This is a genomic window from uncultured Shimia sp. (assembly GCF_947493595.1).
In the GTDB taxonomy this organism is placed as follows: Bacteria; Pseudomonadota; Alphaproteobacteria; order Rhodobacterales; family Rhodobacteraceae; genus Shimia.
Genome location: NZ_CANLRL010000005.1, coordinates 99,428 through 111,318 on the forward strand (window position 1 = coordinate 99,428; position 11,891 = coordinate 111,318).

The following is an 11,891-nucleotide window of genomic DNA, read 5'->3' on the forward strand; positions in this document are numbered from 1 at the left end:
CTCGTTAGGCTAGGTAAGCCCGTATTGCATCACGACCACGTTTTTGAACGTTGGTGTCGGCGTAGTTCAAAACAAAGCTTCGATAAAGTTGTTCCCCAACAAAAAATGGCAACGCAGTTCGTCGCTCATTTTCCGGCACCAAATCGTGAGACATGAACGCTCGCCAGTCGCCTTGGCAAATCCCCAGTTTGCGGTGATCTGAAACCGCAGGGTCGTGCATCTGTAAATCAACAAGAAACCGGGCTGAAACACGCGACACGGAAGTCCATTGAGCGCCACGAATGTTGATCGCACACAAAACGTCGTTTTTATGAATGAGGTTCTCGACGGAAAACCAATCTAGTCCTTCAAACTGCGTGATTTCCGTGCCTTCGATCCGCCTTGCTCTCTTGGTCAGATTGGACAACAAAAGTTTCAGAAGAGCGCAATCTTCATCATCTGTGATGGTCTCCAAAGGCCGGTCTGAAATGGGCTTCAGCGTATCGAGAAAAGAAAATTCGGTTTTCCGCTGGCAACTCAGAGAGGCAACCTCCAGCCATTTTGCCGCCAAACTCACAAACTTGGACCGCCGATTGCCCGCCGCTCCCGCAATTTTCTGTTGCAGGGGCACTCCACGGGGGTGCGTTACGCACATCAGGCCAAAACCTGGATCGATGAAAAGCACCTTCTCCGCCGTGAAAGAGGCTGAATCCAACGCTTCTTGGACATGATTAATCTCGGAGGCACGATCGCGGACCTTTTGTGCCCCATCTGCTGACAAGTGGCGGCATATGCGTACTTTTTGGTCGCCGTATGTGGCGAGAAACTCTTGGTAACAGTTGTCCACAAGCAACGGCCGCTTGAGGATGATTCCTTCACGATGAGGCATGCCGTCCAGAAGCCTTTGAGTGTCCAACACTGCCTGGTTGCCACGTGACCGATCCAATCTATTGTGTTCTGTCTCACCGACGCCTTGCAGCCCCAAGTCCTCCACCGAGAAACCTGCCCACTCAAACCTTTTCAGCAACCTTTCGTTTAAGTCCCAGTCCTCAGCTGAAACAGCAAACTGCGAGAAATACCAAAACAAGTATTTGGCGTAGTTTCTTTGGCTGTTCAGTGCAGAGTGCAGCGCGCGGGGGAAGTCGCATGGAAATTCAACGGTTTCCGCCACATGATGGAAGTCAGATCTGCCAAACAGGATCGCGGGTTTGTTGTGCAGGAAGCCTTCGATAGCAACTGCGGAATTGTAACTCACAGTGACCGCGCATTGTTGCAAGATGTCGTGGACATTGGCATCCGTTGCCACGAGCGGCAGCCCCTCTTGCAGTAATCTTAGTAACAACTGGACGTCATCCAATTGCTTACTCATTGGGTGGGCTTTCACCACTATTTTCCGATTGCCCGCGTGTTTCGCCACGGTACGCAACAGTGTCTCATTGTCACAATGGGCCGTGCCCTGGCGATGCGGATTGTCGCCTTGCAGGAACACAGCAATACAATCCTTGGGTATTTTGGTGATGTCCTTCTTCGGACCGTAGCGAGATCGTCTCTTCCTAACCAAACGGTCCTGCAACACCAAAAAATTTGACTGCGCCAGAACCGGATTCACTTTGGCTTCGTCATAGATTTCCTGTGCAGCTGAGCTGTCGGCCAGAACACCCAGCGCGTCGAGGTGGAAATAGGGTGGCAGATACGCCAGCGCTGCGTTCAGGGCGTTTGGTTGCTGCACCGTCCCATTTTCGATGATGTGTAGGTTGTCGGCTTCAAGATGGGCAGACCAATCGGAACTATTGGCGCCACGCAGCGCCTCGTGGCGTCGCCGCACTTCAACATGCCCTCCACGAGATTCGATTAGCTCATGAATTTTGTGGAACAAAGCAAGGTGCGTGAACTCAAGGAAGTTGTCGCAAAACTGCTTGGGTAAGTGAAAAATGACTTTGGCGCCCAAACATGCCTCCATTTTCCCTGCTTAAATCAACGATTGGCAAAGTATCCGCTCCGCTTTCAACAACACGGCCAGATCGCGATGGAAAGCGGCATGAAATGCCGTACATTATTTGGGGGAGCACATGCCCCCCCTTTTTCTGCCTGCCTGTCCATCATGTCGCTTCGCTGTTCAGTATTGGCGTTTCGGCAAAGAGACGTTGTCCTAACTATAGGTGCACCGATTCGAATCCGTCAACTGGGTGATTCGGGAGGGCCCAAAAAGGCAGGCGTCTTCGAAGGTTCAAATGCCACCAAGCGTCAGCTGTTCTCGCGAAGCACTGCCCCTGCGAGGTAGAGAGATCCGCAAATCAGGATCCGATCTCCGGGGGACCGAGCCACGATGCTTTGTACCGCCTCCAATACGGTGGCACCTTCCCCAGCTAGTAGTCCCGCTTTCCGTGCTGCATTCGCGGTATCCTCGGCAGGCAACGTATTGCTTTCACCCGGAATAGAGACCGCCGTTAAAGTGTCCCCAACCTGAGCCAGTGGGGTCAGATAGCCGAGAATGTCTTTCGTGTTCAGCATGCCGCAAATGAAATGGGTCGGCCGGCTAGGCAGTTTTGCAATCACCTCTGCCAGCGCTTTGCCTGCGGCTGCATTATGCCCGCCATCAAGCCACACTTCCGCACCGGCAGCGGCCTCAACCAGAGGTCCTTCTTTCAACCGTTGCATACGCGCCGGCCATGAAACATTGGTCATCGCCGCCTCATATGCCGTGTCGTTGCCTCCTAAATGACGCAAGGCTGCCAGAGCCGCCCCTGCGTTTTGCACTTGATGTGCACCTGTTAGGGCTGGCAACGGTAAATCCAGAAGTCCCGTTTCATCTTGAAAAATGAGTCGCCCGCGTTCTTCGTAAACGTGCCAATGCTGCCCATAGGCGATCAGAGGCGCACCAACACGGGCCGCTGTTTGCTCGATCACATCCATGGCCTCATCCGGTTGCGGACACACAATGCAGGGCACACCCCGCTTTAGAATACCGGCCTTCTCTGCCGCAATTTCCGAGATAGTTTCCCCTAAAAATTGCTCGTGATCTTTGGAAATTGGCGTGATGACCGTCAACGCGGGGGCATCAATGACGTTGGTCGCGTCCAAGCGCCCTCCTAGGCCGACTTCCAGAAGTGTGTAATCCGCAGGTGTACGTGAGAACGCGAGTAGCGCGGCGCAGGTGGTAATCTCAAAATATGTGATGTTTTGCCGGTCGTTCGCGTCCCAGCATTCATCCAAAACCGCCGAAAGATGGCTTTCGTCAATCAATTCACCAGCCAGCCGTATACGCTCATGAAAGCGGGCCAGATGCGGGCTCGTGTACGCATGGACCCGATTGCCGCAGCCCTCCAGACCAGCCCGGATCATGGCCTGCGTGCTGCCTTTGCCGTTGGTCCCAGCCAGATGTACAACTGGTGGTAATTTTTCCTGCGGATTGCCCAACGACTCCAGCAACCGCCACATCCGATCCAAGGTCAGGTCGATAATTTTGGGGTGAAGCGCCATCATACGCGCAAGGATCGCGTCGGAGGTAGGTGAAGAATTGACCATAGCGTGCTCCAAGAATGTTGGGGATCAAAACAAAACGGGCCTCCGGTTTACGTGCCGAAAGCCCATTTCCAACGCCGCATTCGCGACCGATTTATTCCGTTTTCGCCTCTTCGGGCTTTTCTTCCGGCGCCTCAGGAGAATCCTCCTCCTTCTGAGGGGCGGGCAAATCGCCAGCCACCGCTGGTGGCATGCCCATAAGCATCCGGATAATGGATACAAGCTCGGCTTTCAGCTCGGTGCGCTTGGTCACGCGATCCAACATCCCGTGGTCCAGCAAATACTCCGCACGCTGGAAGCCTTCAGGAAGCTTTTCGCCAATGGTTTGTTGGATCACGCGAGGGCCAGCAAAGCAGATCAAGGCGTTTGGTTCGGAAATCTGGACGTCGCCCAGCATCGCGTAAGATGCAGTCACACCGCCTGTGGTCGGGTGTGTAAGCACAACAATGTAAGGCAGGCCAGCCTCTTTCAGCATTTGCACTGCAACGGTTGTGCGTGGCATTTGCATAAGGGACAAAATGCCTTCCTGCATGCGCGCGCCACCCGCAGCGGAAAACAGCACCAGAGGACGTTTAAGCGCGATTGCGCGTTCGGCAGCGGCGATAATTGCGTTGCCAACGTACATCCCCATGGACCCGCCCATGAAGGAGAAATCTTGGCACGCGGCAACTATCGGCGTCCGGCCAATTTCACCCTCCGCCACCAACATGGCTTCTTTTTCGCCCGTTTTTTTCTGCGCCGCCTTCATGCGCTCTGGGTATTTTTTCTGATCCCGGAATTGCAATGGGTCGGCGACCGGTTCCGGCACTTCAACCTCAACAAACACGCCACCGTCAAAAAGCGCCTCAAACCGATCCCGCGGCGAAATGGACATGTGATGGTCACATTGCGTGCAGACGTTTTGGTTGCCCTTCAACTCGCGGTGAAACAACATCGTTCCGCATTCATCACATTTGGTCCAGAGATTGTCTGGAACTTCTCTGCGAGAAAAGATCGAGTTGATCCGCGGACGGACGTAGTTGGTGATCCAGTTCATGTGATCAGTGTCCTCTGGTTCCAATTCGGGATGAAATAAGACGCCACGTCAGAAAATGCAATCGAAGTCGTGTTTGGAAAGCCTGTCCAAGCACCATTTCTTTTGGTAACTCCACCGTCCTTCCTTCCCGTCTCTGGCAACTTGTTTTGGCATCCCCCCGTTGAACCCAATGCAACACGCTGAAATTTCATGAAGGTGAAAATGAAAGTGCGTTTGTCCTATCGCAAGCATTTCGCTAAATAATCAGAACGAAGGCCGCAGATCGTTTCGCCGCCAGCAACAATGAGTCACGGTTTCAAGGCAAATGGCAAACAGCAGACGTTTCTTTCACCAGGCGCTTCAATCTGGACTTTCGCGCTATTGGGCCCGTAATGCGCGCAACGCATCCAAAGCAGACCTGTCGACATTGCGGCAGCAACGCCGCCGCGCAAGGACGCTACGCCAATATCTAGATACCGTCATTGCAATCTCTGAAAGTCGATTGGCCTTACCAATCATTGGTTCTAACGCCTTCCCTAAACCTCACGGGACAGATTGGTCATGGCGCCCTGCACTCTGGCGCGAGCCGATTCCTGCCAAGGGGCGCGCGGCTGTACAAAACAAAGAAATGCTGGGCGAGGAAGTCACGCTTTTTCATGATTGCAGAATTTCCGAGCTCACCTTGCGACAGCTCAGAAACCACCGCGAAAAGGATCTTGCGCCGTTTGGTTTGCGCATGGATGTTTTTCGATTTGACGGCTCATTCCTTTCCCTCGTGATCGACTTACCTCAGGAAGCGGTTTCCGGCTTAAAACGCGAACATGTCGTGCGCATGGACACAATTGTAGAAATGGAAAAGCCGCTAGAGATTTTTGCGCGCCTGAACATTCGACACGGTCCAAACACCGAACAAATCGTGCGAGAACTTCCGCTCGAGGCGGAAGACATTCGCGTAGAGTTCGATCTTGCCTATTCAAACCTGAACGAAAAGCGAGTTGAGAAAATGTGGATCGACCTGATTTTCGAAGGCCCCGAAATGAACCAGGTTGTTCTACGTGATGTCACTTTCTCCCGACGCCCACGGGCTGAGTTCTAAATACAATTGAGGATGGTCAAATGAGCGAACTCACATTGACAAAAACACGCCTGTTTGAGGGCACATGGGAGGGCGCACTCAAGTCTTCCGAAGCCTCCGCGACGAAGCCGCAAGTTGACGTCACATACCTTGGTGAGCCAGTTGGGGAAGTCTCGATTGATCACACTGAAGAAGCAGGTCATTGGCGCCTACGTTTTCAGATTCCGAAGGAGAGCCTTTCGGACGGCGTGCAAACCGTTGTCATTTCCAATCATGCCACCGAGGAACGCCTTGAAACGGTAAGTTTTATTGCTGGTGAAGCCCTCGCTGGTGACTTACGTGCAGAAATCGACCTCTTGCGTGCGGAGCTCGATATGCTCAAGCGTGCCTTCAGGCGTCATTGCGTGGAAACAACGTGACTTTGTGACCGGCTTGTACCCGCCGGTCAGTCGTGCAAATTAGCGCTGACAACCAAGAGCGACACCATGACACCAGATATCATTGTGATGAGCCAACACGATCAACTGTTATGGGGGTCTGTCGTGCTGAGCGCGTGTGCGCTCATTCACGTTGGTTTGCTGGCGGCGATGATCGAAGCTTTGGGGCAAATCGGCAGCTGGGTCAAAAACCGCTCCCGTATGACAAAGACAATTGTACTTGTTGGGGCCGCTTTTGTGATGATCGTGAGTTCTCACACCATTCAAGTGTGGCTCTGGGCTGCTGTGCTGCTCTACATGGACGCTTTTGATTACTTGTACGACGCGCTCTATTTTTCACTCGTTACCTACACCACGGTTGGATACGGCGACGTTGTTTTACCAGTAGAATTTCGTGTTTTTGGCGCTTTTGGCGGGGTAACAGGTATCCTGTGCTTTGGCATCTCCACCGCCTTTCTGGTATCCCTGATCAACAAACTCTTGCCTAGGTCACTTGAGTGATCTTTCGCGTTCCGTTCGCAATTGCTTTCCCAAAACATAGCCCTATCTTCTAACCCATGATGAAAATTGCTTACACAATGGCCCACGGTCGCGGCGAACTGGATTTGTTGCTGTCCGATCTTGCGGCAAGGTTAGAGGCACGCGGCCTCAAGACACGCGGTATTGTTCAAACCAACACAGAATGTGGCTCCTACCACGGGTGTGACATGGATGTGCGTGTGTTGCCTGCTGGACCCACCATCCGCATTTCCCAAAACCTCGGCAAAGAAGCCCAGGGGTGTCGCTTGGATCCTGATGCCATGGCCTCAGCTGTGACAGCCGTTGGCCAATCCATGCAGGCAGATTTTGACGTGTTCCTGCTCAACAAGTTTGGCAAGCAAGAAGCAGAAGGGCGTGGGTTTCGCGACCTGTTGGCAGATGCCTTGGAAAAAGACGCGACGGTTATTGCTGGCACAAACCCATTAAATGCCAAAGTGTTTGAGGAGTTTTCCGGAGGCATGGCGACCAATGTGCCCGCAAACATTGAGGCTTTGATGACCTGGTATGATCAGGTGAACAAGTAAGCCAAGGTCAAGCTTCTTCGTCGCCTGCAATCTCCTCCAACCAGGGAATTTCACCGTCGTTGGTTAGGAGAATTGCCAGAGGCCTGGTCGCGCGGAAAAAGGACATGATGGTCATAATTCCGGAAGTCAAAATCACCGACAGAATGGCACCGATCAGCCCCCAAACCGCAGCCCATGACGCCAGCGAGACCATCACGATGACCGGACTTAAATTCATGGAGCGGCCCATCAGTCGCGGTTCCCAGAAGTAGCCGACACCAAACTGCGCACCGCAGAGGGCGGCAAACAGCAGCGCAACATCCATGTTCAAGCCCCAGTCCCCCACGGCAAACAGCATGGGCAGCGCCATGGCGATCCATGAGCCGACATAGGGGATGTAGTTAAAAATTGCGGTTGTGACGGCAAAAAAAGCCGCAAATTCGAGGCCAAAGAACAGGAAAATCACCCAACACACGAGACCCAACACCGCGTTGATCAGGGTTTTGGTTGTGAAGTAGGTGCCAATTTGAGCGGTGATCAGATCGATGGTTTGCCACACATTGGACTGCGCTTGGTGATCCGGAACGATGGCCGCGACTTTCTTAGGGATGCTGTCGCGTTCGATCAGGAAAAGAATGGCATAGAGAAAGACAAGCGCGAGATAGCCAGCAGAATAGCTGACCGAGTTCACCGTCATGCGGATGAGGCTTTGAATGTCGATGTTGTCAAACACCAGTCGATCCACAGATTGCCAGGTAAGTTCGAACTCGACATCAAAACGGGCAGCCACATCAGACGTGGTTTGTGAGAGCCGTTGCAGGTAATCAGGCATTGCCCGCACCACCGGATCCAAATTGCGGGCGAAGAAGCTAATCAAACCGGCCAACACGACAAATAGCACAACCGTGGTCAGCATCATGCGCAGCCAGTCCGGTATGTATTTGGCGTAGAGCGGAATCCGGCTCATGGAGCGGGAAATTCCGTCCATCAGGAATGCGAGCAGAGCACCAAGAACTATGGGCACCAAGATAGCCTGGGCTGCGTTCAAGAACCAACCGGTGGCAATAGCGGCCAATACTGCAAGGCTTATCGAAGCCACGCGCAGGGATGCGTTGATTTGAGACACCGGTGTTTCCTCCTTGCGCGTCAAAGGCATCCTAACGGTCAAGCACGCAGGGGCAAGTTAAGATCAAGCTCAGAACACAGCGCGGCGGATCAGGTTGAGGGACGCCAGCAGAAGCACAAAAAGCGTCATGCGCTGGAACATCTTCTGATCAATCTGATCAGAGATATGTGTGCCAATCCACATGCCCAACAACGCGGGCAGTACAAGGAAAGCGGAGAGGCCAACGGTGGCTGCATTCAAAACACCAGACCCAAGGTGCGCTGCAACCAGAAGCAGGGCACCTAAACCATAAATGACTCCCTGGATGCGAATTTGCTCACGCTTTTCTGTTCCAATGGCGGTTAGGTACGTGACGGTTGGCGGCCCCCAAACACCAGACACGCCGCCAATAGCACCGGCAACAGTGCCAACGGCGACCTCCCCCCTCGCACTGGGTTTGGTGAGACGCACTGGGCGCCCAAGCAGCTGAGAGAGCGCAAAGAACGCCACAGGCACACCGATCAGCAATAAGAGCGTGCTGGACGGCACCCAACGCACAAATTGTGCACTGATCACCATGGCAAGGCCGCCTGCCAGCAGGAAGCGACGAAATCGTTTTAATGAAGACCAGGCTGCGCCTGCGCCGTGGCGGAAAGCCTGAAACCCGTTGCTGAACACCGTAGGAAAAATCAGACCGGCCAGAGCCACTTCCGGTGCAAGAAACGTGCTTAGACCGGAAATCAACACCATAGGCATGCCAAAACCAACCATGCCTTTGATAACCCCGGCAAGCATTGCAACGCACGCACAGATAACCAAAGATTGAGGGGAATAGATCAAAAGCAGTGAGTCCATACTCTTGCTATAGGCCTCAACACGCCCGCCCGCAAAGACTTCACGCGAAAGAAACAACCAAATGAAACGTCAGTTTGGTATTTTTGTTGCGCTGCACCTGCAAAAGGATTATGTCACAGTGCAGCATTAGAGGGCTTTTGACGTATGGCGCATGATGGACAGGACTTGGCTATGACAAAATCAGTGATTCTTCCTGATCTTCTGAAACTGACCGGAGCAGCCGTTGCGCCGGTCGAGAGCATTCTGGAAACCGCAATCGCGCGGGTGAAAGAGACCGTATCTGAGGACGGCCGCGTTTCCGGCAAGCTTATCGAACAAAACCAAACGGCTGCACATGGATTGAGCTGGCTGGCCACCTATGCGCAGTCGCTGAAGCAGATGCAGGCCTGGGCGGAGAAGTTGAACGGCGAAGGCAAGTTTGGCGAGATCGAGCAAATCATCCACCAGATCGCCTTTGGTGAATATCTCTGGCAGGTCTACGGCGGCATTCCGATGAGCCAGGGCGAGATTGTGCGCCTTCAGGATCTCGGCCTGACGCAGGATGAAACCCGCGGTTTGATGGCGCCAGAAGTTATGACACTCTGCGACAAAGGTAATTCTCAGGCAGCGCGTATGCGCCTTGTGGAATTGATGCAGGAACAGGCAGCCAACATCACCGTGGGTCAGACCGGCCTTGATGAAGAGCTGGAAATGATCCGCGAGCAGTTCCGCCGCTTTGCCGTGGATCGCGTGGAACCAAACGCGCATGAGTGGCACCTCAAGGATGAGCTCATTCCAATGGAAATCATTGAAGAGCTTGCGGAAATGGGCGTGTTTGGCCTGACCATTCCTGAGGAGTACGGCGGCTTTGGCCTGTCTAAAGCCTCCATGGTTGTGGTCTCTGAGGAACTGTCACGCGGCTATATCGGTGTTGGGTCTCTGGGCACCCGCTCAGAGATTGCGGCGGAACTGATCCTCTGCGGTGGTACAGAGGAGCAGAAACAGCAGTGGTTGCCCAAGCTCTCCAGCGCTGAGATTTTGCCAACAGCTGTCTTTACAGAGCCAAACACAGGTTCTGATCTTGGCTCGTTGCGCACGCGCGCGGTGAAGACCGAGGACGGCAACTGGGAAGTGACAGGCAACAAAACCTGGATCACACACGCAGCCCGCACCCAGGTGATGACTCTGCTGGCCCGTACCAACCCGGACTCATCTGACCACCGTGGCCTGTCCATGTTCCTGGCTGAGAAAACCCCGGGCTCTGAGGAGAACCCGTTCCCAACCGAAGGCATGACCGGCGGCGAAATTGAGGTGCTGGGCTATCGCGGCATGAAGGAATACGAACTGGCGTTTGATGGTTTCAAAGTCAAAGGTGAGAACCTGCTTGGCGGCGAAGAAGGCAAAGGTTTCAAGCAGTTGATGGAAACCTTCGAATCCGCTCGCATTCAAACTGCGGCGCGCGCGATTGGGGTTGCACAATCCGCGCTGGACGTGGGCATGCAGTATGGCATCGACCGGAAGCAGTTCGGCAAATCGTTGATCAACTTCCCGCGCGTTGCTGGAAAACTGGCGATGATGGCGGTGGAAATTATGATCGCCCGCCAGCTGACCTATTTCTCTGCCTGGGAGAAAGACCACGGCCATCGCTGTGACCTTGAGGCAGGCATGGCCAAGCTTCTTGGCGCCCGTGTGGCCTGGGCCGCGGCGGATAATGCCCTGCAAATTCATGGCGGTAACGGCTTTGCATTGGAATACAGCGTGAGCCGCATCCTGTGTGACGCGCGCATCCTCAACATCTTTGAGGGCGCAGCGGAAATTCAGGCTCAAGTGATAGCGAGACGTTTGCTGAGCTGACACCCGCTCTCAGTTAGACAGCAGACATTGCGCGGCTCCTTCGGGGGCCGCGTTTTTCTTTGCCGTTTGGGCACATCTTAACAAGGAATCAGCGGCCAAAGTCCGCTCAAAAACCACATCGGTATAGCGTCGGTATCACGACTGTTTTGCGGAGGTGCGGTTTTCGGTGCAATTTGGTCCGCAAGACATGAACGCAACGCGCGCTGTTGCGGCGAAAAAGAGCCGCGGGCTGCGCCCAGGAAGCATCGAAAAGGGAAGTCAAAATGCGCTGTATTACCATCACCTATGATTACGACGGCGATGACATGGTGTGGGTCGCCACATGCGAAGCTTTTATCAACGCGGTTGGAAACGACCCCGCCGCCCAGGGGTTCTCTTATCAAGTTGCCGTGGCCGACAATGGCGTGACTCGCGTTCACTGGGGGCGCTGGGACAATGAGGCCACATTGAAGCATGTTCAGAGCCAAGAGTATTTCGCGACCTTTGCTGCGAAGGTGAAAGAGTTTGCCGACGGCGCGCCCGATGCGGTGGTCGCGACGCTGCGCGACCACACTGCCAATTGGTGACGGTCAGGCGGTGCCCCTGCTGGATGCAGGTGCTTTGTCAGCGCGGATGCCTATCCCGATTATGGCTGAGATCAATGCAAATATGATCCACTGCGGCATGACCGTGAGGTTGCCAAGCAACGTCATGCCGTAGCCAATGAACAGACCCGCAAACCCAATCTGCGTCGCGATCATCAACCAAGCGAGCGGCGCGTTGGAATTACGCGCAAGCCAGGCACAAGCTGCGCCAAAGACCAGCAACATCACTGTCACTGCGTGCCACACAACGGCTCCAACGGCACGGACTGCAGGGTGTAATTCACTCTCCTGAATAGGCACATGGATCTCCGGGCCACCCAAAAACACATGCACGCCAGTTGTCAGAAACAGCAACCCGGCAGCAGTCAACATCCACTTGTTCATCGCATTCTCCTTTGTCCATACGCTAACGTATGGTTAGACGTGACTCCTTTGCTTGCGAG

Annotated in this window: 12 protein-coding genes; 6 read left to right on the forward strand and 6 right to left on the reverse strand. The window is 54.0% G+C overall.

Translation table 11 applies throughout. The annotated features are described in order from the left end of the window. Positions 1–4: 4 nt before the first annotated feature. The 3 genes from Q0955_RS13395 to accD all read right to left on the reverse strand — a co-directional run bounded on the left by Q0955_RS13395 (position 5) and on the right by accD (position 4,537). Positions 5–1,927 carry a hypothetical protein gene (locus tag Q0955_RS13395; RefSeq protein ID WP_299424959.1) on the reverse strand — a complete coding sequence of 641 codons (1,923 nt, stop codon included), beginning with the start codon at positions 1,925–1,927 and terminating at the stop codon, positions 5–7. Positions 1,928–2,223: 296 nt separating this feature from the next. Then, the gene (locus Q0955_RS13400; RefSeq protein ID WP_299424960.1) at positions 2,224–3,504 is read right to left on the reverse strand and encodes a folylpolyglutamate synthase/dihydrofolate synthase family protein; all 1,281 of its coding nucleotides are present in this window, start codon (positions 3,502–3,504) and stop codon (positions 2,224–2,226) included. A gap of 91 nt (positions 3,505–3,595) precedes the next feature. After that, positions 3,596–4,537 (reverse strand): acetyl-CoA carboxylase, carboxyltransferase subunit beta, encoded by a 942-nt coding sequence (gene accD / locus Q0955_RS13405; protein WP_299424962.1) that lies wholly within the window; start codon positions 4,535–4,537, stop codon positions 3,596–3,598. Positions 4,538–4,841: 304 nt separating this feature from the next. Here accD and Q0955_RS13410 point away from each other — a divergent pair, with 304 nt between their 5' ends. The 4 genes from Q0955_RS13410 to Q0955_RS13425 all read left to right on the forward strand — a co-directional run bounded on the left by Q0955_RS13410 (position 4,842) and on the right by Q0955_RS13425 (position 7,092). Next, positions 4,842–5,612, forward strand: a complete 771-nt coding sequence (locus Q0955_RS13410) for a DUF6478 family protein (protein ID WP_299424963.1) — start codon at positions 4,842–4,844, stop codon at positions 5,610–5,612. Between the two features lie 20 nt (positions 5,613–5,632). After that, positions 5,633–6,010: a hypothetical protein gene (locus Q0955_RS13415; RefSeq protein ID WP_299424965.1), complete on the forward strand. Its 378-nt coding sequence runs from the start codon at positions 5,633–5,635 to the stop codon at positions 6,008–6,010. Positions 6,011–6,076: 66 nt separating this feature from the next. Continuing rightward, positions 6,077–6,529 (forward strand): potassium channel family protein, encoded by a 453-nt coding sequence (locus tag Q0955_RS13420; RefSeq protein WP_299424966.1) that lies wholly within the window; start codon positions 6,077–6,079, stop codon positions 6,527–6,529. A 56-nt stretch (positions 6,530–6,585) separates the two neighbouring features. Next, positions 6,586–7,092 carry a DUF2478 domain-containing protein gene (locus tag Q0955_RS13425; protein WP_299424968.1) on the forward strand — a complete coding sequence of 169 codons (507 nt, stop codon included), beginning with the start codon at positions 6,586–6,588 and terminating at the stop codon, positions 7,090–7,092. A 7-nt stretch (positions 7,093–7,099) separates the two neighbouring features. On the opposite strand, the gene Q0955_RS13430 is transcribed toward Q0955_RS13425, so the two are convergent. Continuing rightward, entirely contained in the window at positions 7,100–8,197 is a 1,098-nt protein-coding gene (locus Q0955_RS13430; RefSeq protein WP_299424969.1) for an AI-2E family transporter, read from the reverse strand. 69 nt (positions 8,198–8,266) lie between these two features. Beyond that, complete coding sequence (locus Q0955_RS13435; protein ID WP_299424971.1) at positions 8,267–9,031, reverse strand: sulfite exporter TauE/SafE family protein; 765 nt, start codon at positions 9,029–9,031, stop codon at positions 8,267–8,269. Positions 9,032–9,175: 144 nt separating this feature from the next. On the opposite strand from Q0955_RS13435, the gene Q0955_RS13440 reads away from it, so the two are divergent. Together Q0955_RS13440 and Q0955_RS13445 are read left to right on the forward strand one after the other, a co-directional pair. Further along, the gene (locus tag Q0955_RS13440) at positions 9,176–10,864 is read left to right on the forward strand and encodes an acyl-CoA dehydrogenase family protein (protein WP_299424972.1); all 1,689 of its coding nucleotides are present in this window, start codon (positions 9,176–9,178) and stop codon (positions 10,862–10,864) included. Positions 10,865–11,127: 263 nt separating this feature from the next. Beyond that, a complete protein-coding gene (locus tag Q0955_RS13445) occupies positions 11,128–11,430 on the forward strand; it encodes a hypothetical protein (protein WP_299424974.1) in 303 nt (100 codons plus the stop codon). A gap of 3 nt (positions 11,431–11,433) precedes the next feature. Here Q0955_RS13445 and Q0955_RS13450 read toward each other — a convergent pair whose 3' ends face one another. Further along, entirely contained in the window at positions 11,434–11,832 is a 399-nt protein-coding gene (locus Q0955_RS13450) for a hypothetical protein (protein ID WP_299424975.1), read from the reverse strand. Between the last annotated feature and the right edge of the window lie 59 nt (positions 11,833–11,891).